Annotated in this window: 24 protein-coding genes; 18 read left to right on the top strand and 6 right to left on the bottom strand. The window is 61.5% G+C overall.

Annotated features, from left to right (window positions below; genetic code table 11):
- Nucleotide 1 precedes the first annotated feature (1 nt).
- Nucleotides 2–403 carry a type II toxin-antitoxin system MqsA family antitoxin gene (locus THIX_RS10880; protein ID WP_112486255.1) on the top strand — a complete coding sequence of 134 codons (402 nt, stop codon included), beginning with the start codon at nucleotides 2–4 and terminating at the stop codon, nucleotides 401–403.
- Between the two features lie 6 nt (nucleotides 404–409).
- Here the strand turns inward: THIX_RS10880 and THIX_RS10875 are convergent, their stop codons facing one another.
- On the bottom strand, nucleotides 410–769 hold the full coding sequence (locus THIX_RS10875) for a hypothetical protein (protein ID WP_233224514.1): 360 nt from the start codon (nucleotides 767–769) through the stop codon (nucleotides 410–412).
- Nucleotides 750–1,703 (bottom strand): P-type conjugative transfer ATPase TrbB, encoded by a 954-nt coding sequence (trbB, locus tag THIX_RS10870; protein WP_112486254.1) that lies wholly within the window; start codon nucleotides 1,701–1,703, stop codon nucleotides 750–752. Before trbB ends, THIX_RS10875 begins: the two co-directional genes overlap by 20 nt.
- A gap of 260 nt (nucleotides 1,704–1,963) precedes the next feature.
- On the opposite strand from trbB, the gene THIX_RS10865 reads away from it, so the two are divergent.
- Together THIX_RS10865 and THIX_RS10860 are read left to right on the top strand one after the other, a co-directional pair.
- Nucleotides 1,964–2,401 carry a hypothetical protein gene (locus THIX_RS10865; protein WP_146748512.1) on the top strand — a complete coding sequence of 146 codons (438 nt, stop codon included), beginning with the start codon at nucleotides 1,964–1,966 and terminating at the stop codon, nucleotides 2,399–2,401.
- A 24-nt stretch (nucleotides 2,402–2,425) separates the two neighbouring features.
- Nucleotides 2,426–3,352, top strand: a complete 927-nt coding sequence (locus tag THIX_RS10860; protein WP_112486252.1) for a hypothetical protein — start codon at nucleotides 2,426–2,428, stop codon at nucleotides 3,350–3,352.
- On the opposite strand, the gene THIX_RS10855 is transcribed toward THIX_RS10860, so the two are convergent.
- Genes THIX_RS10855 through THIX_RS10850 form a run of 3 tightly spaced genes read right to left on the bottom strand, consistent with a single transcriptional unit; the run spans nucleotide 3,353 to nucleotide 6,233 of the window.
- Nucleotides 3,353–3,946 carry a lytic transglycosylase domain-containing protein gene (locus tag THIX_RS10855; RefSeq protein ID WP_256360007.1) on the bottom strand — a complete coding sequence of 198 codons (594 nt, stop codon included), beginning with the start codon at nucleotides 3,944–3,946 and terminating at the stop codon, nucleotides 3,353–3,355.
- On the bottom strand, nucleotides 3,946–4,074 hold the full coding sequence (locus tag THIX_RS24595; RefSeq protein ID WP_256359974.1) for a hypothetical protein: 129 nt from the start codon (nucleotides 4,072–4,074) through the stop codon (nucleotides 3,946–3,948). Before THIX_RS24595 ends, THIX_RS10855 begins: the two co-directional genes overlap by 1 nt.
- Nucleotides 4,071–6,233 (bottom strand): DNA topoisomerase 3, encoded by a 2,163-nt coding sequence (locus THIX_RS10850; RefSeq protein ID WP_112488307.1) that lies wholly within the window; start codon nucleotides 6,231–6,233, stop codon nucleotides 4,071–4,073. Before THIX_RS10850 ends, THIX_RS24595 begins: the two co-directional genes overlap by 4 nt.
- Before the next feature lie 320 nt (nucleotides 6,234–6,553).
- Here THIX_RS10850 and THIX_RS10845 point away from each other — a divergent pair, with 320 nt between their 5' ends.
- The 3 genes from THIX_RS10845 (at nucleotide 6,554) to THIX_RS10835 (ending at nucleotide 9,016) form a co-directional block, all read left to right on the top strand.
- Nucleotides 6,554–6,805 (top strand): DUF1778 domain-containing protein, encoded by a 252-nt coding sequence (locus tag THIX_RS10845; protein ID WP_158540856.1) that lies wholly within the window; start codon nucleotides 6,554–6,556, stop codon nucleotides 6,803–6,805.
- The gene (locus THIX_RS10840) at nucleotides 6,802–7,323 is read left to right on the top strand and encodes a GNAT family N-acetyltransferase (protein ID WP_112486249.1); all 522 of its coding nucleotides are present in this window, start codon (nucleotides 6,802–6,804) and stop codon (nucleotides 7,321–7,323) included. The genes THIX_RS10845 and THIX_RS10840 overlap by 4 nt, the downstream gene beginning before the upstream one ends.
- 313 nt (nucleotides 7,324–7,636) lie before the next feature.
- A complete protein-coding gene (locus tag THIX_RS10835) occupies nucleotides 7,637–9,016 on the top strand; it encodes an IS110 family transposase (protein ID WP_371413000.1) in 1,380 nt (459 codons plus the stop codon).
- Nucleotides 9,017–9,031: 15 nt separating this feature from the next.
- Here the strand turns inward: THIX_RS10835 and THIX_RS10830 are convergent, their stop codons facing one another.
- Nucleotides 9,032–10,234 carry a site-specific integrase gene (locus tag THIX_RS10830; protein ID WP_199195274.1) on the bottom strand — a complete coding sequence of 401 codons (1,203 nt, stop codon included), beginning with the start codon at nucleotides 10,232–10,234 and terminating at the stop codon, nucleotides 9,032–9,034.
- 455 nt (nucleotides 10,235–10,689) lie between these two features.
- On the opposite strand from THIX_RS10830, the gene THIX_RS10825 reads away from it, so the two are divergent.
- The 12 genes from THIX_RS10825 to THIX_RS10765 all read left to right on the top strand — a co-directional run bounded on the left by THIX_RS10825 (nucleotide 10,690) and on the right by THIX_RS10765 (nucleotide 25,624).
- Entirely contained in the window at nucleotides 10,690–11,916 is a 1,227-nt protein-coding gene (locus THIX_RS10825) for an integrase arm-type DNA-binding domain-containing protein (RefSeq protein WP_112486248.1), read from the top strand.
- A gap of 257 nt (nucleotides 11,917–12,173) precedes the next feature.
- On the top strand, nucleotides 12,174–12,464 hold the full coding sequence (locus tag THIX_RS10820; RefSeq protein WP_112486247.1) for a hypothetical protein: 291 nt from the start codon (nucleotides 12,174–12,176) through the stop codon (nucleotides 12,462–12,464).
- Nucleotides 12,461–13,153, top strand: coding sequence for a hypothetical protein (locus tag THIX_RS10815; RefSeq protein ID WP_112486246.1), 693 nt, complete (start codon nucleotides 12,461–12,463; stop codon nucleotides 13,151–13,153). The genes THIX_RS10820 and THIX_RS10815 overlap by 4 nt, the downstream gene beginning before the upstream one ends.
- A complete protein-coding gene (locus THIX_RS10810) occupies nucleotides 13,150–13,401 on the top strand; it encodes a hypothetical protein (RefSeq protein WP_146748510.1) in 252 nt (83 codons plus the stop codon). The genes THIX_RS10815 and THIX_RS10810 overlap by 4 nt, the downstream gene beginning before the upstream one ends.
- On the top strand, nucleotides 13,398–13,709 hold the full coding sequence (locus THIX_RS10805) for a hypothetical protein (RefSeq protein WP_112486244.1): 312 nt from the start codon (nucleotides 13,398–13,400) through the stop codon (nucleotides 13,707–13,709). Before THIX_RS10810 ends, THIX_RS10805 begins: the two co-directional genes overlap by 4 nt.
- Nucleotides 13,706–15,703: a TraI/MobA(P) family conjugative relaxase gene (gene traI, locus THIX_RS10800; protein ID WP_112486243.1), complete on the top strand. Its 1,998-nt coding sequence runs from the start codon at nucleotides 13,706–13,708 to the stop codon at nucleotides 15,701–15,703. Before THIX_RS10805 ends, traI begins: the two co-directional genes overlap by 4 nt.
- A gap of 965 nt (nucleotides 15,704–16,668) precedes the next feature.
- Nucleotides 16,669–17,454 (top strand): type IV toxin-antitoxin system AbiEi family antitoxin domain-containing protein, encoded by a 786-nt coding sequence (locus tag THIX_RS10795; protein WP_158540855.1) that lies wholly within the window; start codon nucleotides 16,669–16,671, stop codon nucleotides 17,452–17,454.
- Nucleotides 17,451–18,923 carry a nucleotidyl transferase AbiEii/AbiGii toxin family protein gene (locus tag THIX_RS10790; protein WP_146748509.1) on the top strand — a complete coding sequence of 491 codons (1,473 nt, stop codon included), beginning with the start codon at nucleotides 17,451–17,453 and terminating at the stop codon, nucleotides 18,921–18,923. Before THIX_RS10795 ends, THIX_RS10790 begins: the two co-directional genes overlap by 4 nt.
- A complete protein-coding gene (locus THIX_RS10785; RefSeq protein WP_112486240.1) occupies nucleotides 18,920–21,091 on the top strand; it encodes a DEAD/DEAH box helicase family protein in 2,172 nt (723 codons plus the stop codon). Before THIX_RS10790 ends, THIX_RS10785 begins: the two co-directional genes overlap by 4 nt.
- Before the next feature lie 650 nt (nucleotides 21,092–21,741).
- Nucleotides 21,742–22,683 carry a hypothetical protein gene (locus tag THIX_RS10775; protein WP_146748508.1) on the top strand — a complete coding sequence of 314 codons (942 nt, stop codon included), beginning with the start codon at nucleotides 21,742–21,744 and terminating at the stop codon, nucleotides 22,681–22,683.
- Between the two features lie 95 nt (nucleotides 22,684–22,778).
- On the top strand, nucleotides 22,779–24,449 hold the full coding sequence (locus THIX_RS10770; RefSeq protein WP_112486237.1) for a class I SAM-dependent DNA methyltransferase: 1,671 nt from the start codon (nucleotides 22,779–22,781) through the stop codon (nucleotides 24,447–24,449).
- Complete coding sequence (locus tag THIX_RS10765) at nucleotides 24,446–25,624, top strand: restriction endonuclease subunit S (RefSeq protein ID WP_112486236.1); 1,179 nt, start codon at nucleotides 24,446–24,448, stop codon at nucleotides 25,622–25,624. Before THIX_RS10770 ends, THIX_RS10765 begins: the two co-directional genes overlap by 4 nt.
- Nucleotide 25,625: the final 1 nt, after the last annotated feature.

Genomic DNA, 25,625 nt, shown 5'->3' with positions numbered 1-25,625 from the left:
CATGAAATGTCCAATGTGTGCAGCGGCAGAACTGGTGCATGACACGCGCGATCTGCCGTACACCTACAAGGGGGAACTGACCACCATTCCGGCAGTGACCGGCGACTTCTGCCCGGCCTGTGGAGAGGCCGTCCTCGACATGACCGAATCGGCCAGAATCAGTACGGCGATGCTGGAATTCAACAAGCAGGTCAATGCCTCGATCGTGGACCCTGGCTTCATCGTCCGTGTGCGCAAAAAGCTTGCCCTTGACCAGCGCGAAGCCGCCGAAATCTTCGGGGGCGGCGTCAATGCGTTCTCACGCTACGAAAATGGGAAGACCAGACCACCCTTGGCGCTGGTGAAGTTGCTCAAGGTGCTCGACCGGCACCCTGATCTGTTGAACGAGGTCCGGGCAGCATAAGGCCCGTCACGTCCGCGCGGCGACAAGCCGCTCCCAGTCTTTGACGCGCGGCAAATGATCGTGGATGGCCTCTTCGTAGAGACGATTCACGCTCTGCAGATCGGCCCCGGCTTCGCGGGCGCAACCCAGGATCAGCGCGGGGTCGGCTTCGGTGAACAGCGTCAGCAACAGTCCCCTCACCGCGTCTGTTCGCCCCCCGGCGTGGACGTTGACCACGCTTCCCTCGCGCAGGGCACGCGCGATGTGTTGCGGCTCGACCCAAGGGCCGACCGGGGCATTGAGGTGGCACGCCAGGAGGCCGAGCTTGCTGTTGCGCATGAGGATGATTTTGCAGCAGGCCGAGCTTTCAAGCCAGACGCTCGACATGGAAGCCGCCTGACGCCGACCATCCGCGCACGGCGGCGACCTCTTCGACCCTGCGGCCCGTGGCGGTGCGCTTGATGGAGACGACCACATTGATCGCTTCGGCGATCAGCTCCGGGTTGGGCGGCACGCCCGCTTCCTGGATCAACTGGCCGATGCGGATCAGCGCGGCGCTGGCGTCGTTGGCATGCACGGTGCCGACTCCGCCCGGGTGCCCGGTATTCCAAGCCTTCAACAGCGCCAGGGCCGAGCCGTCGCGCACCTCGCCGACCACGATGCGGTCGGGGCGCAGGCGCATGGTGGCGCGCAGCAGGCGGGTCATGTCGGTGTTGTCGCTGGTGCGCAGGAAGACGACGTTCTGCGCGTTCACCTGCAACTCGCGCGTGTCTTCGATGACCACGATGCGGTGGTCATGGTCAACCTGCGCCACGCAATCGAGGATGGCGTTGGCCGCCGTAGTCTTCCCAGACCCGGTGCCGCCACTCACAAGGATGTTTTGCCGTCCGGAAACGGCTTCCTCGATGGCTTGCTTTTGGCCCCTGGTCATGATGCCTTTTTGGAGGTAATCGTCCAGGGTGAACACCAGCAACGCCTTCTTGCGCAAGGCAAAACTTGCCCGCTCCACCAAGGGCGGGATCAGGGCTTCGAACCGGCTGCAGTCCAGCGGCAGCTCGCATTCAAGGATCGGGTTTTCTGAGGTGACTGTGGTTTCAAGCATCGCCGCGACTGTGTTGACGATGGTCAGTGACTGCACTGCAGGCACTTCGCCAACCTTCTGCATCCCTGCGCCCAGCCGGTCGACCCACAGCGTGCCATCGGGATTCAACATGATTTCCACCACGGCCGGGTCATCCAAAAACCCCAGGATTTGCTGGCCCAGCGCGCGTTTCAGCGCCTCAAGCTGCCGCGTTTTGGTCGTCGATTCGTGCGCGCTCATTTCGATACCCCTGTTGTTGATACCGGGGTATCGAACATGGCCGCAAACCACTGTTGCGCGGCTGCAAAAAAATTTTAATCGCGTGAGGACGCCGACATGCTCTGAAATTGTCATTTTTTCTCATTATAGGATGATCCTTGTTGATAGTTTGTTAATGATTTTTGATTACTGGTGATGTTTGTTAATGATGCGTTGTAGGTTGCAGGTAATTACTTCGGTTGGGAAAATTGTGGCCACTGGCACTTAAACAGGAGTTGACCATGACCACCAGCACCACCACCAAGCGCATCCGCCCCACGGCCGAACAGAGAGCCAAGGAGATTCTGCGGGGTGCTCCGAACTACATGGCAGCCAGTAATTGGAAAGACAACTGCAATTCAAACACAGTTTTCAACAAGACCTGGTTTTTGGGGCGTGAAGTGCGGCGGGTTGCATTTTTGCTTTCTGAGGGGAAGAAAACCGCCTCGCGCAGCGGTCTTGTCGTCATGCGGCACGCTGAATTGGCGCTGCAGCGGATCGCCAAGAAAATCAAGTCTAAGGGTGGCTGGATGATTGCTGAGTTTCTCAACTTGATTTTGATGCTAGGGCTTTGGGCTGCGCGAGCGATTTCCATGATTATTCCGGTTCCGCCAGCTAAACGACGCAAAAGCGATCCCCGCCAGACTGAGCTTGCGCTCTCATCATTCTTCACCATTTGACCACTTCACCAAGGACTATTGATCATGAATACCACTGACATCGATCTTCACAAAACCCCGCTGCGCGAATGGCCGGCTGAAGCTGTTATAGAAATGTCCAATCGGGCTGCAAGATACTGGCGCAATCAGCCAGCATTTTTCAAGCACGCCGGCCACCTTTATTCTAATCCCGAGGATCGCGCATCCGAAATTGTGTCGCGTGTGCTTGAGCGGTTGCAAACAGAAAAGCAGGAAAGGTACTTCGACCTACACCACCCCGACAGTGACAGCGTCGATCAAGTTAGCCTTTTCTTCGCCATTGCCAAATATGTGCGGCCGGCGATGGTAATTGAAAGTTACTCAATCCCATCGCGCACCACCGGGCAAAATGCTGGTGATGAAGACAACGATACTCCAAAAGAAATTGTGGATAGTTTAACCACAGAAATGCAAGAAGCTGCGAACAAAGACAGCGAGCGCGTGATGGAATTACTGACGATGGTGGGTGTCTCGGATAAACATTTCGCGCTGTTCGAGAACAGCGTCAAAGATTTGGAAGAGGGGCTTGGAATTTCCGAGCGAAAAATCACAGATATGAGATCGGAGTATTCCAGAGAATTTGCGGAGCGTGCTCAAGCACTTGGCGTTTGGGATGAGTTGATGGGGTTCTTGGGTGTTAAACCATCTCAAATCAATGAGGTGCGGCCCCGGAATTCAAAGGCAAAAGCAAAGGCTGTGCCCAAAAAACAAACAGTTAAAATCTTTTACCACACGATTAAAACAGGGTTAACTCTTGCGCAGCAATCTGAAATCGATGCGCTTCGATTCCATTGGGTCGGTCCGGACGAGTATGAAGTCCGGCAATGGGAGCCGGGCGGGCGCTGGGAATATAGGTGCCGAGTATTTGTTGAGGCAGGTAGTGACACGATGGATATGGACAAGGTATTCAAAGCGTTCAAAGGTCTGGCTTGATTACCACCTTGCGGCCAGCACACCCTCGGCCGGAGATAATGGGCTGGCCGCCGGTGTCCAGGTAATCACTGGCCGCACAGGTGGCAGGGCAGCATCGGCAACACGCACCTGGTGCAAAGCATCCGCTGTTGTCCACCGTGCCAGCTTCCCGCCAGGGATGCTTGGCACGACAACCCCTGCTTGCCAGAACACGCCAGCGGCGTAGCGTGCGCCGACTGCTGACTCAGTATTCCCAGTGTTGTAAGCCGACAGTGCGCCCCGCAAACTGCCGCCCGATTGCTTCCATCCGCGAAGCAGGATCGTTTGGGCGGCCTGCAGGTTCAGGCATGGGTCGAACACCTGCTGCAGACCAAGGTGCAGCGACGGCAGATTGCCGCTGTTGATCTGTGCGATACCCATGTCAACCGAGTGCCCGGCGGCGATGAACTTGCGCGCCAGGCCAACAGCTTCGAACAAGCTGTCCGGCCGGTAACTCCGGTCGGTCGTGTTGTCGTGGATCGCCAGAGGGTTACCTCCACTTTCCTGTTGCACGATGGCCGCCATGGTGACCTCTGCCACCCGCGGAGCGCACTGATGAAGAAGGGCGACCGGCATCATCGCGCAGCCCCGCCAAGCATGCCGTACCAGACCGATGCGATGAGGGCCGCCGATACGATGACCGCAACAGCGGCCATGGTGCCGATGAACCAGGCGGACTCTTCAACGTCTTTGAAGCCCTTCATTTCATCGCCTCCCACTTGCTGCCCAGCTTCTTGTCACTTGTCCGATCCGGCCACCAAGCCCCCTTGCACCCGCCGCAGCGGAAATACGCCTTGCCGGTCTTGGTCTCGTTCTTGAAAGTCGGCTTCTTGCAGGCCGGGCATTGCGGGCCGGACGCAGCAGAAGCGACAGCTTTCTGCGCAGCCCCAGCATCACCAGCCGCCTTGTCCTCGAAGCGTTTGCCCGGTTTGCCGCCATCATCACCAAAGGCTGCATGGCAATCCATGCAACGGTGATAGGCGTTCCCCGCCTTGCTTTTCAGCCTCGCGCAGCGTGCGCCACCACAGGCCGGGCAGGCGTGCATCACCATTTGTGTGTCGGTCAACTTGCCATCCAGCAGCGTGCGGGTGAACCCACGCGCAGCCTGCACCTGGCTGGCCATGAAGGCCGCCAGCGGCGCACGCCCGGCCGCAATATCGGCCAGCGCGTCCTCTTGCAGCGCCGTGGTGCCTGGATCGGCCAGTTCCGGCACGACCTTGCGCAACATGTTGATGAGCTGCACGCCGCGATCGGTCGGGTGGATTTCCTTTTTGCTGCGCTCGGTGTACTCGCGTGTGATGAGCACCTCGATCATCGAGGCCCGTGTCGCCTCGGTGCCCAGGCCGGACGTTTCTTTGAGGCGCGCCTTGAGCTTCGGGTCGGTGACCAGTTTGTGCACGCCCGTCATCGCCGCGATCAGCGTGCCGTCCGTGTAGGGCTTGGGTGGTGTGGTGCGCTTGCCGATGACCCCACCACGCTCGCAGGTGCGGGCCTCGCCCTCGCGCAGCTCAGGCAACGTGCCAGCAGCTTCGCCTTGCTCTTGCCTCTCGTCGTCATCCTTGCCACCGAGCTTTGTCCAGCCCGGCTCCAATACTGTCCGGGCCACAGCACGAAAGCCCAACCCGTCGATGTCGAACAGCGCCTCGCGCGTCTCGAATGTCTCGGGCGGCATGAACAGGCGGATGTAGGACTCGCGGATCAGGTCGAAGACACGCTTCGCATGGGCCGAGAGGCTGGCTGCATCAGGGTTCTGTCCAGTCGGAATCAGGCCGTGGTGCGCCTCGACCTTGCCGGTATTCCAGGCTGCATGCTTGCGCGCCGGGTCCAGCCCGGCAATGCCTTCGCTGCCAATTGCTTTGAGGATGCCACCAGCACTGCTGTGCATCTCGATCGGCAAGTAGGAACAGTCGGTGCGCGGGTAGGTGGTGATCTTGGCTTCGTACAGTTCCTGCGCCGCAGCTAGTGTGTCCTTGGCCGACAGACCGAAACGGCTGCTGGCGGCTTTCTGAAGCCCGCCCAGGGTGTAGGGCAGGGGAGCGGCGCGCTCACCCGTCTTGCGCGTGAACTTCGTGACACGGGCCGCCTTGCCGGTGATCCGACGCGCAGTCTCGTCGGCCTTGGCCTTGTCCAGCAGCCGGCCGTCTTCGTCAACAAAATCATCGGGCACTTGCCATGCCGCCTTGATGCCACCATCCAGGTGCGCCACGACCTGATAAAAATCGCAGGCCTTGAAGTGCTCGATCTCGCGCTTGCGATCCACCAGCAGCGCCAGGGTCGGGGTCTGCACCCGGCCGATGCTCCAGGCGCCGGGCACGCCGCAGGCCTGCAGGTTGCGGCTGAGTGCGATGGAGCCATTCATGCCCATCAGCCAGTCGGCACGTTGGCGAGCCAGGGCGGATTCGTAAAGCGGTCGCATGGTGTCGTTGCTCTGGATGCCAGCCAACGCCTTGCGCACGCTGGCATCATCGAGGCTGGACAACCACAGGCGCGAAGTCTTGCCTTTCCAGCCCAGGTGCAGCAGCACTTCGTCCACCAGCAACTGGCCCTCACGGTCGGCGTCGCCAGCGTTGACGACTTCGGTGGCGTCCTTGAGCAGATCGCGGATGACCTTGACCTGTTTGCCAGCGCCACCATCGCGCGGTGACAGCTTCCAGTGATCAGGAAGGATGGGCAGATGCGAGGCGAGCACCTTGCCGCCGTCCACGTAGTCCTCGGGTCTGGCCTGCTCCAGCAGGTGGCCGAAGCACCAGGTCACACGGGTTGCCCCCGCGCATTCGATGAAACCGTCCGACTTGCGGGCACCGCCCAGCACGCCAGCGACGGCTTGGGCGACAGAGGGTTTTTCGGCGATGATGATGCGCATGCTGGGCTCCAGGGAATAGGAGCCGGGTGCGTTGGCACCACCCACGAATCACGGCAAGGACAATAGGAATCCGTGAACCGCACCCGGCATGTGCTTATGCCGGGGTGGCGCAAAGCGTGATGGGGGGCTCAGCGACAAGCAAGGCAGCCGCTGGTGCGGCGTCAAGGCAAAGGCAGGGGCAAGAAGGAATTGGTGCTTCCGCTGTTTTCTGTCTGCAGTCTACATAGACGCATACGGGCAACAGCCGTACAATAGACTCCTCTCTAAAGCGGAGGAATTTCTCCATGGAAACAACTGCACTGCATCTGCGCCAGGCCCGCATGGAATTCAAGACCACGGCCGACATGAAAGACATGCTCAGTCAGGCCGCGGCGTTGGATGGGTTGGACTTGACCTCGTTTGTACTTGGCCCTGCCATCGAAAAAGCCCGCAAGGTACTCAGTGAGCACGCCAGCATCACGTTGACAAAGCAAGGCCAAGCAGCCTTGGTCCGATTGTTGACGCATCCGCAACAGCCAACGAAGGCCATGAAAGCGTTGATGACCTTGCCCGACTTTCCGAATCAGCAATGAAGCAGGGCGCGGCGGTTGAACTTTCGCGGTACGACCCTGGCTTGATCTATGCAGGACAAAAGCAGTTCGACTGCGAACACGCCGTCATCAATTCGTTCGTGCACAACAGCCTGAAGTCGCAGACCAAGAAAAACTTGAGCGTGGCCTATGTGCTGACAGACCCAGCGCAAGGGGACAGCTTCGTAGGCTTCTACACGATTGCTCAGCATATGATTGATGTGTCATCGCTCTCCGCCTTGCAGCTTGGGTCATTGCCCCGAAAAATTCCATGCTCAAGGCTCGTCATGCTGGGCGTGGACAAGAACTACAAAGGGCGTCAACTCGGCTCCAGACTGATGAAACACGCGCTGGCACTCACGAAGTCTGTGGCAATCCAGGTTGGCAGCTTCGGTATGTACTTGGATGCCGACCCGCTGGCTGTGGACTTCTACCAAAAGCTCGGCTTCACGCTGCTGGTTGGCGACAAGAGCCCCGATCCGTCGCCGATGTTCATCCCGCTGTTCTGCATTGCCGACTGAACGGCGGCAGGTGCTCTTTGCAGACGCGCGAGGGCAGGGGGCCAGGAAAGGGATGGTTAGCGAAGTAATCGGCCCGTTGCCGCAAATCGCGCCGAAGAAACACAGCGTGCTCCGGTTGTGGCAAGGTGGAATGCGGTGCCGCGGAAGACCGATGTAGCCATGGTGCGCAATGCCCGCGGGTTAGCGTGGTCCTGGGTGACGTCATCGACATTGGTGAATCGTCGCGGCAGTTCATAGCTGGCGTGGCGATATCCCGTTTAAGAGAGTGAGCAAGACGACGTACCCGAGGCGGCACCACATTCCGCAACCGATGATGGAGCAAGCCATGATTCAACGCAATCGCAGCGTCATCCCCAAGCCCGTCAAGGCTCGTGCAGCGGCCTTGACGATCACCCACCCCAATGCCGCAGGCATCGACATCGGCAGCGCAGCCCACTTCGTGGCCGTACCGCCGGACCGCGACGACGAGCCGGTACGCGAGTTCCCCAGCTTCACGGTCGACCTCAACGCCATCGCCGACTGGCTCAAGGCCTGCAAGGTCGACACCGTCGCGATGGAATCCACCGGCGTGTACTGGATCCCGCTGTTCGAGCTGCTGGAGTCGCGCGGCTTCACGGTGCTGCTGGTGAACGCGCGGCACGTCAAGAATGTGTCGGGGCGCAAGTCCGATGTGCTCGACTGCCAGTGGCTGCAGCAGCTCATGACCTATGGCCTGCTCAGCGGCGCGTTCCGCCCGACCGAGCAGGTCTGTGTGCTGCGCTCGCTGTGGCGCCAGCGCGCCATGCTGCTCAGGAGCCAGGGCCGCGACGTCCAGCACATGCAAAAGGCGCTGACGCAGATGAACGTGCAACTCGCCAACGTGATTGCCGATGTGGTGGGCGAGACGGGCCAGAAGATCCTGCGCGCCATCGTCGCCGGCGAGCGCGACGGCCAGGTGCTGGGTGCGATGAAGAACGTGCGCGTGAAGGCCAGTGTCGAGGAGATCGCCAAGAGCCTGCAGGGCAGCAACTGGCGGGCGGAGCACTTGTTCGCGTTGAAGCAGGCGCTGGACGCCTTCGACTTCATCGGCACGCAGCTTGCCGAATGCGACACGCAGATCGAGCAGCAGATGCAAACCCTGCAGGTTCACGACGGCGAACCCGCCAAGGGCAAGAAGCGCGGCCGCGCCCGCAACGCGCCGAAGTTCGATCTGCGCACGCAGCTCTTCAAGATGTGCGGCGTGGACCTGACGCGCATTGATGGCATCGACGTGACCACAGCGTTGGCCGTGATCAGCGAGACCGGCGCGGACATGTCGCGCTTCCCCAGTGACAAGCACTTTGCGAGCTGGATGGGCCTGTGTCCAGGCACCAAGATCACGGGCGGCAAGGTGATGAGCGGCAAGACCAAACGCTGCGCCAACCGCGCAGCGCAGGCGCTGCGACTCGCGGCGGCCGCACTGCGCACCAGCCAGTCGGCGCTAGGGGCGTACTTCAGGCGCATGTGCGCGCGCATGGACAAACCCAAGGCCGTCGCGGCCGCCGCCCACAAGCTCGCGCGGCTCATCTACACGATGCTGACCAAGGGCGAGGAATACACCGACCAAGGCCAGGCCTATTACGAAGAGAGATACCGCGAGCGCGTACTGCGCCAACTGTCCCAGCGCGCCAGCAAGCTCGGCATGCAACTCGTCGCCATGCCCCAGACTGCCTGAACAATACCTTGCCCATCAACCACTTGAGGTGAGTTTCTTAAGAGAGCGGCCAACGGCTGAAAGGGCGTACTCTGCCCACGCTTTCATCAGCTCCTTGCGTTTTTCAAGAAGGTCGCCGCGCCGGTAGGCAGCCTCAACTTTATTGCTGATCGTGTGCGCTAGAGCCATTTCAGCGAGTTCGGGGTTGAAGTTGGTCGCTTCGGACACCCAGTCCCGGAACGTGGAGCGGAAACCATGAACCGACACGTCGGTACATTTCATGCGGTCCATCAGCGCGTTCATGGCCTGATTACTGATCGGCCTTTTGATTTGGCCACCAGGGAAGACAAACTCGTCATCCAGACCCTTGAGTGACGCAAGAATCTCCAGGCTGCGCTTGGATAATGGAACGCGGTGCTCACGCTTAGTTTTCATGCGTGGGGCTGGAATGAGCCACAGGCCGGAATCCAGGTTGATTTCGCACCACTGCGCTCCGATGACCTCGCCAGTGCGGTTGGCGTTGAGGATGAGGAATTCCAGGGCTCGGGCGGCGACAGCATCGCGTGCTTGAAGTTGGGCGATGAATGCCGGCAACTCCTGCCATGGCATGGCGGGATGATGTTCAACCCGTTGCGACTTCAGAATGGCTGCGAGTAATTTGTCCAGATGCCCTTTCCAGCGAGCCGGGTTCTCGCCGATGCGCAGCTTCCGCGCTTTCGCCGCGTCCAGCACGGCTTCGATGCGCTGGCGCACGCGGGTCGCTGTTTCGTGTTTGTCAGCCCAGATTGCTTTGAGAACGTCGAGCACCTGATCGGTATCGACAACAGAGACATCCAGAGCGCCGATTTTGGGGTAGACGAATTTCTCCAGGCTGTTCGTCCACTGCCAAGCGTGCTTCTGGTTCGTCCAGCCTGCCGTTTTTGCTTCGATCAGATCCGTGGCAACGGCCTTGAACGACGACGCCGTTGATTTTGGTCGGTGTGCCAGAACACCAGCAGGGTCGGCGCTGTCAAGCAGTGCGTTGCGCATCTTGGCGGCAATTTCGCGGGCCTGGGCGAGGCTACGGGCATGCACAGGGCCAAGGCCGATCTCTCGCACCTTCCCTTCAGCCCGGTATCGGAACACCCAGGATCGAGCACCGGATTCTTTGACTCGGATGTAGAGGTTGCCGCCGTCGCTGTGGAACCCAGCGGGAAGACCAGCAACCTGGCGAGCGGAAAGTTTGTTGAAGATCTGCAAAGCAGGATCAGAATGTGTGGGACGCGGGTTCAGTTCCGCAGTTGGGAACCTAACAAGAATAAAGGGTTTACCCGTACCGATGTCGCGCGTAAGAACGCCATCAGTTCTTACTCCCGATCTTACTCTGACAAGTTGATTGCTTGTTAATGCTCTGTTTACCCTTGTTGATATTATGGGTATTTAGAAGGGACAACTATCTGAAAACACGAGAGAAATATTGATCCCTTGTTGATTGGTTGTTATTTTTATGCTACGTTTTGTTGACGTGCATGGAATTCCCCCCGGCTCCACCAACACCTTGTTTTGGATTGTTCCAAATAAGCCGTAATCTTCTAAGAAATCAGAGGGTTACGGCTTTTTCTTTGCCTTCTTAAGCCTCCGTTGTTCGCCGTTGTTTCGCGGGATCACGGGGTATCGTGCATGGGGTATCGTGCCGTCCGAAAGGAAATACCCCAATGCTCAATGACATGAAGTGCAGAAATGCCGTGCCCCTGGAGAAGCCCTACAAGCTCTATGATGGGGGTGGACTCCATCTTTGGGTGTCACCGACTGGCGCCAAGGTCTGGCGATTCAGATACCTGGTCGACGGCAAGGAAAAGCTGCTTTCGCTAGGCAAGTTCCCCGACAAAGGCATCCGGGCCGCGCGCGAAGAACGTGACCGGATGCGCGTCAGTCTGCTTGACGGAATCGATCCGAGCGGCGCGCGCAAAGTGCGCAAGGGTCTGCCGCCAGACACCGAAAACAGTTTCGAGATCGTTGCGCGCGAATGGCATCGCCGGATGAGCGTCCAATGGCAACCGTCCCACGCAGTCAGGTTGATGCAGCGGCTGGAGAAGTTCGTCTTTCCGCACATCGGCGCTGCACAGGTTGCCAGTCTCAAGGCGCCCGATGTGCTGGCCGTGCTGCGCAAAATCGAGGCGCGGGGAACGATTGAAACTGCACACCGGGTCAAAGATGTCTGCTCACAGGTCATGCGCTACGCCGTGTCAACCGGGCGTGCCGAGATCGATCCGACCACTGCCCTTCGCGGCGCACTGACGCCATCCAGAGGCAAGCACCTTGCTGCACTGACTGACCCGCTGGACGTGGCGCAACTCATGCGCAGCATCAATGCCTATCGCGGCGGGTTTGTCACCCGGATCGCCTTGCAATTGGCCCCGCTGGTGTTCCTCCGCCAGGGCGAATTGCGGCAGATGAAGTGGGCATGGGTGAAGCTCGACGCCGAGCGTCCCGAAGTTTCCATCCCCGCCGAATTCATGAAAATGAGCAAAGAACACCGGGTTCCTTTGGCGCGTCAATCCGTCGCGTTGCTGCGGGAAGCCCGACTCCTTTCGCGTGGCGACTATGTGTTCCCGAGTGTCAGGAAGCGCGAGAAGTGCATGAGTTCCGGCACGCTCAATGCCGCGCTCAAGAGCCTTGGTTATGACGTGGATTTAATGACCGTTCATGGTTTCCGGGCGATGGCAAGAACGATCCTGGATGAAGTTCTCGAATACGACTGGGATGTGATCGAGGAACAGCTTTCGCACGTCAAGCAAGGCAGCCTGGGTGCCGCGTACAACCGCACGCAGCACTGGCCGAAGCGTGTTGAGATGATGCAGGCATGGGCGGACTATCTGGACAAACTCGCCACACCGGACGTGCGCGAGGACGTGCGGACGGCTTGTGTTTCCGATGCCTGAAGTGATGCGCAGCGGCGGACATCGAAACCGTCGAAAGGGGTCAAAGGTTTTCTGTGCAGGATGTGGAGCGTGTAAACATTTTGGCTTGCGCCGCATGTTTCCCGCCCCAGACTGGTCAGGCTTCGCCCGACACCCGAGATCAAAGACCGGATTCCGCGCTTCGCTTGTCGTCGGTGATCGTGCGCATCTGATGCGCGTTTTGAGGCTGCGTTGCAGCTCCGTAGTGTTGGCATGTTTCCAACACCCAAGGAGTTGCAATGAGCAAGTTCGATGAACTTCTGACAGCGCGAACCGGCACGCCGGAACAGCGCGCCCGTGCGCACATCGGTGCGCTGCATCACGAGATTGACATGCTTTTGCGCGAAGGGACTTCGCTGCGAATCGTGGTCAATGCGCTCGCCGCCGATGTCGGCGTCGCCCCCGAAATCGTGCAGCAGGCGCTTCTTGATGCGCGCCTGATCCACAAGGGACAGGCCACCAAAGCCCCTCGAAAAAAGCGCGCCGCCGCGTCAACTGACCCGGTTGCCACCGCAGGGGAGGCGTCATGAGCTACGCAGAGGATGCCTACAAAGGCGCACTCCGTGGCCCGATCTCTGAACTCGCACAGGCATCGGCGCGTGCGCACATTGACGCCGTGACTTCGGGCGGACTGATTGGCGAAGACGCGCCGCAGCACGCCGGTTTGTGGGCTGCGCTGGCGTCAATCTGGGCCGCCGACTGGCGGGCCATGACGCGCGAGGCAGCGCGAAATACAGAGACTGTGAAAGCCGATGGGGACGCACACCGGGACATGGATGCAGTCCTGACGGCGGTGAGAACAGGCATGGTGGAGGTGATTTCCCGCGTGGACGACACGCACAAAGCAATCGCCCGATTGCCAAGTGCAGTGCTGGCATCAACGCCGCCAACCCCCCAAGTCACGCCGCCTGAACCGTTGGATTTCGACCGCATCGGGCGCGCTGTGGCGGTGCATGTTCAGCCCAACCTGAGCGTGAATGTGCATCAGCACTACGACGTGGTCGACAGTCTGAGGAAGGCCGCCAAGGACGGCTTTTCTGTGTTCTGGGCATTCGTTGGAAGTGTCGTTTGTGCTGCGCTGATGGGCCTGCTGGTTCACGTGTATGTCAAAGACAGTCACGAGATAACGGCCCTTCAGAACCAGAACGCCATGCTCGTGCAGCAGATCAAGGATGCGCAGTCGAGCCACCCCATCAAGAACACCAGGAGCTTCAAATGACACACCGCCGTCGCAGTTCCCTCGCGTCGCCGCGCACTCCTGTTGTGCTCGTTGGCGCGCTTGTCGCCATTACGATCGCCGTAGCCGTTGGAGTCGCCTCAACGACCCTTTCCGGCCGCTGGGCCAGCGTTTTCGCCGCTTGCGGCATTGCCTTCGCCGGTGGTGTCGTCGGCTTCGTGACTGGCGGGCTTTTCATGGCCTGGTCGATCTCGCGGGCCTTCTACCGGTCTGTGACAGGTGACGCGTGAGCTCGCCTGCAGAAGCGGGCCGGATTCTGGCAACGCGGGTTTCTGCTGAACTGGCCGCCAGCGTGCACGTGCATGCCGCGTTGGCCGGGATCAGCCGCAGCGCCTACATCCGGCACTTGATCGCACACAGCGGCCCGCCGCGGGCGGCTATCGATGCGCAGGGTGTGGCGGAACTGCGCCGGATCGGGCAGATGCTGCGGAATTTCCTGCGCAAGCCACCTGCGACGTGGACACCAGAGCAGACCGCCGCCTTTCATGCCGCCCTTCAACGGGTGGATGAGGCGGCCCGTCGACTGACCAAACCATGATCCCCAAGCAAGTGACCTTGAAAGCAGGCCGAAGCATTGGCTTCTCGCCTGTTCTTGACTATGTGATGCGCGCAGATGATCCAAATGCCGAAATTGACTTCGGCGTTGTCAACTATGACGCGATCCGCTCCGACGCGCCCGGACTGGCCGAAGAACTCGGCTGGGAGATGAACGGGCGGGAGGACGAGTACCGGAGCAATGGCGGGCGCGGCGGAAATCCGGTGTTCCACCTGGTCATGTCGTGGAAAGACGGCGAGCATCCCACGCCGGCACAGGCCCAAGCGGCCTGCGAGTACATGATGAACGCGATGGACATGGGCGGCAATCAAGCGGCATGGGCCTTGCACCATGACACGGACCATGATCACCTGCACCTGGTCATCAACCGCATTCGGGATGATGGCCGCATGGCCGAGATTCCCGCGTTCTCGAAAATCAGGATGCACAAGGCAGCGCGCGAGATCGAGCTGATGCAGGGGTGGCAGGCCGATCACGGGGTGTTCGTGACCATTGAGGGCATGGACGGAGCGGAGGTGCGGTTTATGTCGCGCAGGGAACGCGCAGAGCGCGGCATGCTCAAGGGCGCCGAGGGCCCGCGATTGTCAAATGCTGCCAGCGCCGCCGAGCACCGCAACGCGGGCGCGCAGTCGTTTCAGGAATGGGTGGCGTCTACACCGGCCAAGCCGATCAAGGCGACGCTGGCCAACCCTGGGGCGACGTGGGACGACTTGCATCGGGCAGCGGCGGATTACGGCGTCACGATCCAGCCCAAAGGCTCTGGAATGATCGTCACCACGACGCTGGATGACGGCCGTGTTCTGGCCGCCAAGGCGTCCCAGATGGGGCGTTGGGCAAGCAAGGCCGAATTGGAAAAGAGGCTCGGGCCGTATCAGCCACCGGGTGCGCGACTGCCGGCGCCGAGTCTGACGTATCAGCGCGTTCTGGATGCCGACATGGCGCAGGGCACCGGGCAGAGACCGAATGTGCGTGCGGAATCTGCGGAACGCACGACGCGGCGTGTCGAACGCCAGGTTGCCCGCAGAGAACTGGCCGCACGCTTTAAAGTGGATCAGGAGCTCTTGCGCCGGGAGCGACCTGTGATGCGGCAGATGATGGTGTCCAGGCATGGGATGCAACGCAAGGCGCTGACTGCAGCGCTGCGTCTGGAGAAGCCGGACGCCATCGCGAAGGCGAAGGCGTCCGGTCTTTCACACAACATGGCGCAATCCCTTTGGGCCATGGAGGCCGCCAAGCGGCGCGAGCAACTGCAAAAGCGCCAGGCGGCAGAGCGCAAGGCGCTCACGGCCAAGGTGCCGCGGTCCGAGGTGTGGCGCACCTGGCTGGATCGGCAGGCCGAGGCTGGGGATGAAGCGGCCAGGGCCGCCCTGCGCGGGATTCGATACCGCGACCAGCGCAAGAAGAGCCAAGGCATCGACGGCATTGAGGGGGAAGAACTCGACCCATTGCGCAAGCTCACCGTGGCCGCATTGCAAGCCGAGGTCGACCAGCGCCGACAGATGGTGATTTACCGCAAGCAGGATGGGCTCGAGGCGTTTACCGACACCGGCCCGCGTATCGTCATGCACGACAAGACGGATGACAGCCTGGAAGCGGCCCTGCGGATTGCGGCGCAGAAGTATGGCGGGAAAGTGGACATTACCGGGAGCAGCGAGTTTCGGGAGCGAGCGGCGCGTGAGGCAGTGCGCCTCGGGATCGAGGTTGCCAATGCCGATTTGCAGAAGATCGTCATGGACGCACAGAGGAAAGCGCCGGCGAGATCTTCGGGTGCGAGAAGTGCGGATGCCGAAGCAAGGCGAATCCATGAGGATGCCGGGCTGGTCGAAGCCGACCGACGCGCATCCCTTGAACAGCGCGTCGGAGTGCGGGAGCATCAGGCTGTACCAGGGGTGCAACCTGCGCAAGGTCCTGTATCGACCCAGCCTGTCAAAGTGCCAGAACGTGGCAAGCGCTCAGGTCAGGACAAGGGGCGCTGATCCTGCGGATTTGCTGACCTTGTGCTGGGGGGCCATCGCGCCCCCTTTCTTTGCGTGATAGCATTCGCCATCCATACCTTATTTAAGGGGGGAGAGGGGGTTTTTTAAATAGAGGCGGCTGCTCATGCAGAGAGCGTGCGCCGGTATCGCGAGCGGCAACGGTTCGCCAAGCTGGCCGGGTCAGCAGACTCGGAGGGTGCCGTTACGGCGCCCGTCACGCGTGACGCTGCTGCGCCGACCGTCACGGAAATCGTCACGGCGAGCGTCACGGCGTAACGACCGTGACGGGCGTCACATGTGACGCCATGACGGCGCCGCAGCGGCAGCTTCCTGTGCTCTCCACCATGTCTGCGGCTCCAGGCGCTGACGCGCCTTCGCCGCCCCCTTTTTGTTTTTTGCACGCACGGACTGCGCGGCCTTCAGGCGTTTGGCATCGTTCACGCATGGACTGGGGCAATGCGGAATGCGGCAGACGATACCCGGCTAGTAGCTCCTTGCCGGTGGACAGTGCCGGCGACACCGTGGGCGCAGGCTGGTGGTGCGCCAGCACTGCGCGGGCTTTGCCCTTGCGCTACCAGCCGCTTTGAGTGACTGCCTAACCCAACTGCGTATTCTGATCAAACACCCACGTGCTCCGGTTCAAAGACGCCACCAAATCTGATTCAAACCCGCCGTCGATTCCAATCCAAGCCTGCCAGGAGGTTGCAATGCCGCCAGCTATGGGAGAGATTGGCAGTGGGTGGCGCGTGACGAATGACAGAGACTGATCTCAGTCATTCATCCCCGCAGAATTGGGATGTCCACTGTTCCCCATAGAGCTGCTACTCGTCTGCCGGCAGTTGCATTGACGCTGGTGCTAGGGATGTCAAACACACGTTTCACTACATTTCAAGAGCAATAAGATCGCCAAGAGACACGTTGATTCGCTTAAGATGTAGCGCATGAAGCCCTCCGGCCTCAGTGCCATGTCCCGCGAACAGCTCAGCCAACTGCTGCGCGATAGCCCTTCCGTGCTGACGGCAGGCGAAGCCGCTAGCACGCTCGGCATGACGCACACTGCTGCGGCACGCAGGCTGGCGGCCTGGTGCCGCGCCGGATGGCTGGCGCGCGTCAGGCGCGGCGCGTACGTGCCGGTGCCGATCGAGTCGGCGTCAGCTGACATCGCACTGGAGGACTCGTGGTCAGTCGCCACCGCGATGTTCTCCCCTTGCTACATCGGTGGCTGGTCCGCCGCAGAGCACTGGGGCCTTACCGAGCAGATCTTTGGCTCGCTCTGCGTGATGACCACCAAGCGCCCGCGCAATCGCAATCCGGTGCTGCGCAAGGCGCGCTTCGAGCTTCACACTGTTGCGGCGGCCAACTTCATCGGCCTCAAGACCGTGTGGCGCGGTGGCACACGAATGCACGTCTCGGACCCCGCGCGCACTGTGATCGACATGCTGGCCGACCCGACATTGGCGGGCGGCATTCGACACTTGGTCGAAATGGTGGGAAGCCTCTTGCGTGACCAGCCGAAGGAGGCGGCCAAATTGGGCGTCTATGCCGGCAAGCTCGGCATCGGCTCTGTCTTCAAGCGGCTGGGATTCCTGCTGCAGAGAGATCACCCTGATCAAGGCGCCCTCATTGAGCTGTGCCGGCAGAACCTCTCTGCCGGTTATGCCAAACTCGACCCCGCCTTACCCGCGGACCGGCTCGCAACGGCCTGGCGCGTATGGGTGCCGGCCACTGAGGCGCGCGAGGTGCAGCCGTGATCCCGAAGCAGGAGATCATGGCCTTGGCGGCCGAGCTGCAGCTGCAGGCCCATGTGGTCGAGAAGGACTACGCCCTCGGTTGGTTCCTGGCCGGCATCACGGCGCACCCTGTCATCGGCCCTCGCTGGGTGTTCAAGGGCGGCACCTGCCTGAAGAAGTGCTACTTCGAGACCTACCGCTTCTCCGAAGACCTGGACTTCACGCTACAGGACGCCGAACACCTGGACGAAGGTTTCCTCGCCGAGGTCTTTGAGGAGGTCGGCGACTGGGTCTACGACGTGTGCGGCCTTCAGCTTCCGCCCGAAGCGCGAAAGTTCGAAGTCTTCACCAACCCCCGGGGCAGCCAGTCAGCGCAAGGGCGCGTCGGGTATCGTGGGCCGCTCGGCCGCGCGGGCGATCCACCGCGCATCAAGCTCGACCTGGCTGCCGACGAAGTGCTGGTCCTGACGCCGGTGCGGCGTCCCGTCCATCACCCGTACACTGACCTCCCGGGCGAAGGGATTCACGCCCTCAGCTACTCGTTCGAGGAGGTCTTCGCCGAGAAGATGCGTGCCCTGGCCGAGCGCCAACGGCCACGCGACCTGTACGACGTGGTGCACCTCTACCGTCGTCAAGACCTGCAGCCGGACCGTGCCGTCGTCCGCAGCACGCTCGCCCGCAAATGCGAGTTCAAGGGCATTACGGTGCCGACCTACGCGGCACTCGCCGGTCGGCCCGAGCGCACGGCCATCGAGGTGGAGTGGGAGCAGATGCTCGCCCACCAGTTGCCTACCTGCCCGCCATTCCAGGAGTTCTGGCAGGAACTGCCGGAGGTCTTCGAATGGCTGAACGAAGCCATTGCTGCGCCGACCTTTGCCGCCGTGCCGGTCACTGCCTTCGGGCGGGAGACCATGGACACCGGGTGGCGCTTGCCGCCCATGGTTCAACCCTGGGGTGCCGCGGCCAGCTCGCTGGAGACGATCCGCTTTGCCGCAGCTAACCGGCTATGCGTGCAACTGGACTACACCAAGGCAAACGGCGAGCGCACGGCGCCGACGATTGAACCGTATTCCGTACGGCGCACGAGTGCCGGGCACCTGCTGTTATTCGGAGTGAAGGCTGACACCGGCGAGTCCCGAAGCTACAGGCTCGATCGCATTAGTTCGGCAACCGTCTCCCGTCAAGCATTCAAGCCACGCTATGTGGTCGAGTTGACCGATTCCGGTCCACTGACTGTACCGTCTATCGACCGGCAGCCTGCTACCGTCTCGTCGTTTTCGCCGCCTCGATTCCCACCAGTGCGCCGACCTGGCGGCGCACTGGCGACGAGGCCACTCCGCGGTGTTGGGTTGACGTACACGTTTGCCTGCACGACCTGCGGCAAGACATTCAAGCGAGATACGTACGATGCAACGCTGAATCCCCATAAGAACAAGCAAGGCTGGCCATGCCCGGGCCGTATCGGATTCCTCAAGAGCACGTCCGCATGACTAACGAAGCTTTCGCCCGCGTGAAGATCGACGCACTGCTCGCGGCCCAGGGCTGGGACGTGCTCGACACCAACGCCGTTCGATTCGAAGTTCAACTGCCTGACGGCACGCGTGCCGACTACGTGCTGTGCGACCGCCACGGCCGCTCGCTGGCCGTGATCGAAGCCAAGCGCTACTCGGTGAGCCCGGGCGATGCAGCGGCGCAGGCTAAAGCCTACGCCCAGCAGCACGGTGTGCCTTATGCCTTCCTATGCAATGGCAATGAGGTGCTGTTCTGGGAGTGGCAGCGCGAGGCCTATCCGCGGCCCGTGAAGACGATCTTCAAGCAGGACGACCTGGAGCGCCGCATCGCCACGCTGACAGTGCGCCGCGACCCAGCGAGCGTGGTCATCGACCGCCGCATCGTCGAGCGTGACTATCAGATCGAGTGCATCGACACCCTGTGCCGAGAGATCGGCCTGGGGCGGCGCAAGCTGTTGGTCGAGATGGCCACCGGCACCGGCAAGACGCGCACGGCCGCAGCATTCATCAAGCGCTTGTTCGAGGCCAACGCGATCACCCGCGTGCTGTTCCTGGTCGACCGCATCCCGCTGGCCAAGCAGACCGAAGACGCCTTCGCCGAACATCTGCCGGATTACCCGGCCTATGTGCTGCGCGCGGGCCGGCGCTTTCAGGACGAGAAGCGCATCACCATCACTACGCTGCAGAGCATGGTGAACCTGTACGCCGATTACTCCAGCGGCTACTTCGACCTGGTCATCAGCGACGAGTGCCACCGCAGCATCTACGGCCAGTGGAGCGGCGTGCTGCGGCACTTCGATGGCGTGCAGGTCGGCCTCACGGCAACGCCATGCGTGACCGATCCTGACAGTGGCGGCGATGATGAAGACAAGGCCTTCGTGCGCGACACGCTGCGCTTCTTCGAGGTCGACGCGCCCACGTTCTCGTACAAGCTCAAGACAGCCATCCGCGATGGCTACCTGGTGCCGTACCAGATCTACAAGGCCCAGACGGTCAAGACCGCCGCCGAGGGTGGCTTCGAGGTCAAGAAGGCCGAGCTCGACTGGTCAGCCATGGACGCGGAGACCCGTGCCGAACTTGAAAAGCTGTTCGGCGACAAGGAAGCGATCACCGTCGACCCGTCCGCGCTGGAGCGCCGTTTCACGATCCCTGAGCGCAACCGCGCCATCGTGCGCGAGTACCGCCAGGTGCTCGACCAGGGCTACATCGATGCCAAAGGCGTGCTGCGCAAGCCGCTGCTGGGCAAGGCGATCGTCTTCGCCGTCACCAAGAAGCACGCCGAGACCCTGGCGCGGCTCTTCGACGCGGAGTTCGCGCACCTCAAGCCGTCGCCCGACGTGCGCTTCGCCGACTACGTGGTGAGCGGCCAGGGCGCCGATGACACGGTCGACGGCATGAGCAAGATCCGCCGCTTCAAGAAGGAGCCGTTTCCGCAGATCCTGGTGTCGGTGAACATGCTCGACACCGGCTTCGACTGCCCCGAGGTGGTCAGCCTGGTCTTTGCTCGCTTCACGCGATCGGCCATCTTGTACCAGCAGATGCGCGGTCGCGGCACGCGCAAGGCACGCAACAAGCCCACCTTCACGATGTTCGACTTCGTCGGCGTCTCGGACTACCACGGCGATGACGACGACTTCGCAGTGGGCGGCGTAATGCGCGATTCGGTGAAGCGTAAGAAGTACGAACCTCGGCGCCTGCTGGCCCTGGACATCGACGACCACATCGACCCCACAACCCGCGAGTGGGTCACCGTCGACGAGAACGGGAACATGGTCTTCCCCGAAGCATCGGAGCAGCGAGCCGCCGAGCTGGGCGCGCGCTTCGAGGCCTGGCTGTTGCAGCGCACTGACCTCGGTGCTGGTGAAGAGTCCTGGCTGCGCATGATCGGTCACCAGTTCCGCGCGAATGCCGACCACTACACCGGACCCGACGCCGAGTTCTCACTCGACCAGTTCGCCTTCCATCCCTTCTCGCAACTCGGCGGCCTGGCGCAAGCGGTGCGCATCTTCGGCCGCCAGGAGCGGCTGGCTGAAGTGATCGGCGGCCTGAACGAGCACATGTTTGGCGATGGCTCTCAAGACCAAGCGCGCGCCTCCCGAGATGAGTCTTTGGACGGCACTGGCCCATTCGTGGACTCACGGCACTGAGCGGCAGATGAACTTGGCCAACCAGCTGTCGGAACGTGGATACGTCGATCTTGGGCGGATTGACGTAGGCGTATCAACGCTTGAGCTAGCGCGTGGGCTGGCAGACGTGATTGGAGCCCGGGTCTGCGCGTCGGTTGACACATTGACGACTACAGCCCCTGGAACCAAGCCACTGAACACATACGGCGGTAACTACGCGCTCTCTCGGCTGCCGCTGCATACGGATCTGGCTCATTGGGCTGTTCCTCCCAGGTACCTGATTCTGCGTTGCGTCGTCGGAAGCCCGGACGTCGTGACTCATGTCGTACATCAGCGCGAGATCGCTCGCTTGACGCCCATCGGATTGATTGACCGAGCACTGCTGCGCCCACGGCGGAGATTGGACGGAAGGATGTTTCTGCTTCGGATGCGACACGGCAGCATCTTTCGATGGGACTCGTTGTTCCTGGAGCCGGACAATGCCGAAGCACGCCTCGTACGAGAACTCTTGGCGGAGGAGCCTTCGCGCTTCGTTCCAGATGAGGTCGTGATGGATCAGCCAGGCAAGGCGATCCTGATCGACAACTGGAGTGCGATGCATGGTCGAGGCGCGGTCCCTCCGTCTGCGGTGTCGCGTCGCTTGGAGCGCGTCTATCTGGAGGACCAGCCGAATGACTAGCAAGACACCTCATGAATGGTCGCCAGCATCGCTGCTTGCAAAGGCACAGCGTTACGCCGACCTCATGCTGGAACAGCCACGCGATCACTGGCAGTTCGGCTTCTGGTCCGCCTTATGCCTCGAAATGATCATTCGCGCCTCCGTGGCAAACGTATCCACAACCCTGCTCGCCGATGGCAAAGACTGGAACAACGTGCTGTTCGCTCTGGGGCGAAAGGGCGCAAGTTCCAAGCTGTCGACGAAGTCGATCGATGCGTCGGATGCCATCACTCGCGCCGAGGCACTATTCCCGGAGTTCAACCGTGAGATGGTCAACTTCTGCGTCATTCATCTCCAGCGGAGAAACGCAGAGCTGCATTCTGGTGGCCTGCCGTTCGATGCGCTCAACACATCCACGTGGCTACCGCAGTTCTATGCGGCGTCTGAGGCACTGCTCGGGACTCTGGGCATACCGATGGAAGAGTTCTTTGGAGCAGACGAAGCAAAGACTGCTGGCACGTTGATCCAAGCGCTGAAAGACGATGCCGCGAAAGCCGTGAAGGGGACGATCAACGCACACAGAACGATCTGGGAAGAAAAGTCTGAAGAGGAACGCAGGAAGCTCGCGAGCAAGGCAGACGATCAGTCGACACGTGCCAACGGACACCGAGTTGCGTGCCCAGCCTGCCAGAGCGTTGCCCTCGTGAATGGCGCACCCGCGGGCCCAGAGTCGTCGAGCTTCAAGGATGGAATGATCGTTCTTCGGCAGCCGATGCTGCCATCCCACTTCGAATGCAAGGCATGCGGCTTGAAGATCGCCGGGTACTCAAAACTGAATGCCTGTGATCTTGGTGGAACTTTCACAGCTACTTCTTACGCCGATCCGGTCGACTACTTCGAGGATGACTTCCGCGACCGCTTCTCGGGTATGGACGAGGACAACAACGAACCCTGAACTGAGATTCGCCGAACTTTGAGACCACTCCAGCAAAGTGATCAGCCCACCAAATCCGGAACGCCAGCGCTGGTTCCGCTCCACTCTGTAGCCCCATGCCCCTGACCCCCGACATGCGTCGGTCGATCGACCAGATCCGTGACTACCTCTTCGGCGGCGGCTACCCCGACCCGGTGAGCAACGCCGAGCAGCTCTCGTTCCTGTTCTTCTTCTACCTCGTCGAGGGCATCGACGCCGAGAATCACGCCCGCGCGCGCTTCCTCAAGAAGCCGTACACGAGCCTGTTCGATGGCACCTGGGAACTGAAGAACCCGCTCAACGCCGCAGCCGGCGTGGCCGTGCAGGATTCGCGCGGGTCCAGTGACACCGCTCTGAGCACCGCCTCCACCATTCCCCGCGAGCGCTTCCGCTGGTCGATCTGGGCCAAGGGCCTGTCCGGCGAATCGCTGGTGCGCTTCGTGCGCGACGAGGTGTTCGCCTTCTTCGCCGAGCTGGGGCAGGGCGGAGCGACCAACTTCATGGCCGGCGCGCGGCTCACCATCGACGAGCCTACGGTGCTGACCCAGGTGATCAACCTGGTCGACGGCCTGCGCCTGGACCAGGCCGACGCCGACACCAAGGGCGACCTGTTCGAGCATGTGCTGCGGCAGATCAAACAGGCTGGCGAGCTGGGCCAATTCCGCACGCCGCGGCACGTGATCCGCACGATCGTCGAGATGATCGACCCCAAGGTCGGCGAGACCATCTACGACCCGGCCGCCGGTACCGCGGGCTTCTTGGTGGCGGCCTACAACCACATGCGCCTGGCCAACTCGTCCCCCAGCGCGATCACAACCGCCGAGTTGGACGGCAAGCCGCAGCGGCGAGGCCTGGGCGACAAGCTCTCGGCGGCGCAGGTCAGCGCTCTGAACAGCGCCACCTTCTTCGGCAACGACGTGGACCCGAAGATGGTGCGACTGGCCACGATGAATCTCACGCTGCGCGGCCTGCCCGACGTGCGCATCCAGTTGCGCAACGTGCTGACCACGACGCAGGACGCCGAGCGCAAGGCCGAGCTGGGGCTGCCGGCCGACGGGTTCCACGTCATCCTGGCTAACCCGCCGTTCTCGGGCCGCGTGGACCGCGACCGCATCGTCGAGGATGTGAAGGTCGGCACCACCACCGCGACGGAACTGCTTTTCCTGAAGTACATGATGGACAGCCTGCGGCCGGGCGGGCGCTGTGGCGTCATCGTGCCCGAGGGCGTGCTGTTCGGGTCCACCGGCGCGCACAAGGAACTGCGCCGGCAGCTGATTGAGAACAACCGTGTCGAGGCCGTGCTGAGCCTGCCGGGCGGCGTGTTCCAGCCCTACAGCGGTGTGAAGACCTCGGTGCTGTTCTTCCGCAAGGGCGGGCGCACCGAGCGCGTGATGTTCCTGCACGCCGATAACGACGGCTACAAGCTCGATGCCAACCACGACACGCCCATCGAGGCCGACGACCTTCCCGCGCTGGCGCAGGCCTATGTGCTGCGCGAGTCGGCCTGGGCCAAGTGGGCGGCGCGCGACGCAGCGGCCGAGTGGGGCGAGAAGTGGTGGTTTGCCGATGCGGCGACGCTTCGGGCGAGCGACTTCAATCTTTCGGCCGGACGCTACCGGCCGATGAGCCAGGCGCAGGTGGAACACCGGGATCCACGCGAGCTACTGGATGAGCTGGCGTCAATCGAAGCGGAGATTGCCTCCAAGGTCGAGGCGCTGCGCGTAGCGCTGACTGAACGCGAAGCATGACGGTGCAGATTGCCAGGTTGGGTGACATCTGCGAGATCAATCCGCGCCTGCCGCGTGACCACGGTCTCAAAGATGACAGCAAGGTCAGTTTCGTTCCGATGGCCGCAGTCAGCGAGGTCTCGGGAATCATTGAGTCGGCCACGCTTCGACGCTACGCCGAAGTGAAGAAGGGCTACACGGCCTTCTCCGACAGTGACGTGCTATTCGCAAAGATCACGCCGTGCATGGAGAACGGCAAAGCTGCGCTCGCCAGTGGCCTCGCCGGAGGCCGAGGTTTTGGCTCGACAGAGTTCCACGTGCTCAGAGCGCGGGAGTCTGTGCTGCCCGAGTGGATCTACTACTTCGTGCGCCGCGAGCCCTTTCGTCGAGAAGCCAAGCGCAACTTTACGGGGACGGCGGGGCAGCAGCGCGTGCCGACCTCGTTCATTGAGGAAACGTTGATTCCCGTTCCACCGCTTGAAGCGCAGCGTCGCATCGTCGACCTGCTCGCCCGCGCCGAAGGCATAGTCCGCCTGCGCCGTGAAGCCCAGCAGAAGGCCGCCGAACTGATCCCGGCGATCTTCGTCGACATGTTCGGCGACCCGGCGACGAACCCGAAGCAATGGCCGATACAGCGGCTTGGCGATGTAGTGCAATCGGTCAGCGGCGGCACGCCGGCAAAGGCGCGGCCGGAGTTCTGGGATGGCGACTTGCCATGGGTAAGTCCCAAGGACATGAAGCGCGACGAAATCGTCGACGCTGAAGATCATGTCAACCGAAGAGTCCTGAGCGAGACCAGTCTGAAGCTCGTTCCTCCAGACTCGGTGCTGATCGTTGTACGCGGCATGATTCTGGTTCATACCGTTCCCGTGGCGATAACCCAGGTGCCGCTCACGATCAATCAGGACATGAAGGCGCTGCGCCCGGCGAGTTGCATCAGTGCGCCGTATCTTCAATGGGTGTTGAAGGTCAACCATGCCAAGCTACTCGGCGCTGTATCTACGGCAGCGCACGGGACGAAGAAGCTGGACACCGATGCGCTGATGGCGATGCCTGTTCCGGTGCCGCCGCCGAATTTACAGCAGCAGTTTGGCGCGCGACTTCTTGCGGTCAGATCGATCGTGAGTCAGCAACGTGAGGCATCTGTGCGAGCCAAGTCGACGTTCGATGCGCAGCTTGCACGGGCCTTCGGTTGAG

Source organism: Thiomonas sp. X19 (genome assembly GCF_900089495.1).
GTDB lineage: Bacteria > Pseudomonadota > Gammaproteobacteria > Burkholderiales > Burkholderiaceae_C > Thiomonas_A.
Note: the sequence above shows the minus strand (reverse complement) of the source record. Positions and strands in the feature narration are given on the sequence as shown.

Coding starts and splice junctions, on each gene's coding strand:
- THIX_RS10880 (WP_112486255.1), top strand. CDS start 2: ATGAAATGTCCAATGTGTGCAGCGGCAGAACTGGTGCATGACACGCGC.
- THIX_RS10875 (WP_233224514.1), bottom strand. CDS start 769: ATGTCGAGCGTCTGGCTTGAAAGCTCGGCCTGCTGCAAAATCATCCTC.
- trbB (WP_112486254.1), bottom strand. CDS start 1,703: ATGAGCGCGCACGAATCGACGACCAAAACGCGGCAGCTTGAGGCGCTG.
- THIX_RS10865 (WP_146748512.1), top strand. CDS start 1,964: ATGACCACCAGCACCACCACCAAGCGCATCCGCCCCACGGCCGAACAG.
- THIX_RS10860 (WP_112486252.1), top strand. CDS start 2,426: ATGAATACCACTGACATCGATCTTCACAAAACCCCGCTGCGCGAATGG.
- THIX_RS10855 (WP_256360007.1), bottom strand. CDS start 3,946: ATGCCGGTCGCCCTTCTTCATCAGTGCGCTCCGCGGGTGGCAGAGGTC.
- THIX_RS24595 (WP_256359974.1), bottom strand. CDS start 4,074: ATGAAGGGCTTCAAAGACGTTGAAGAGTCCGCCTGGTTCATCGGCACC.
- THIX_RS10850 (WP_112488307.1), bottom strand. CDS start 6,233: ATGCGCATCATCATCGCCGAAAAACCCTCTGTCGCCCAAGCCGTCGCT.
- THIX_RS10845 (WP_158540856.1), top strand. CDS start 6,554: ATGGAATTCAAGACCACGGCCGACATGAAAGACATGCTCAGTCAGGCC.
- THIX_RS10840 (WP_112486249.1), top strand. CDS start 6,802: ATGAAGCAGGGCGCGGCGGTTGAACTTTCGCGGTACGACCCTGGCTTG.
- THIX_RS10835 (WP_371413000.1), top strand. CDS start 7,637: ATGGAGCAAGCCATGATTCAACGCAATCGCAGCGTCATCCCCAAGCCC.
- THIX_RS10825 (WP_112486248.1), top strand. CDS start 10,690: ATGCTCAATGACATGAAGTGCAGAAATGCCGTGCCCCTGGAGAAGCCC.
- THIX_RS10820 (WP_112486247.1), top strand. CDS start 12,174: ATGAGCAAGTTCGATGAACTTCTGACAGCGCGAACCGGCACGCCGGAA.
- THIX_RS10815 (WP_112486246.1), top strand. CDS start 12,461: ATGAGCTACGCAGAGGATGCCTACAAAGGCGCACTCCGTGGCCCGATC.
- THIX_RS10810 (WP_146748510.1), top strand. CDS start 13,150: ATGACACACCGCCGTCGCAGTTCCCTCGCGTCGCCGCGCACTCCTGTT.
- traI (WP_112486243.1), top strand. CDS start 13,706: ATGATCCCCAAGCAAGTGACCTTGAAAGCAGGCCGAAGCATTGGCTTC.
- THIX_RS10795 (WP_158540855.1), top strand. CDS start 16,669: ATGTCCCGCGAACAGCTCAGCCAACTGCTGCGCGATAGCCCTTCCGTG.
- THIX_RS10785 (WP_112486240.1), top strand. CDS start 18,920: ATGACTAACGAAGCTTTCGCCCGCGTGAAGATCGACGCACTGCTCGCG.
- THIX_RS10775 (WP_146748508.1), top strand. CDS start 21,742: ATGACTAGCAAGACACCTCATGAATGGTCGCCAGCATCGCTGCTTGCA.
- THIX_RS10770 (WP_112486237.1), top strand. CDS start 22,779: ATGCCCCTGACCCCCGACATGCGTCGGTCGATCGACCAGATCCGTGAC.
- THIX_RS10765 (WP_112486236.1), top strand. CDS start 24,446: ATGACGGTGCAGATTGCCAGGTTGGGTGACATCTGCGAGATCAATCCG.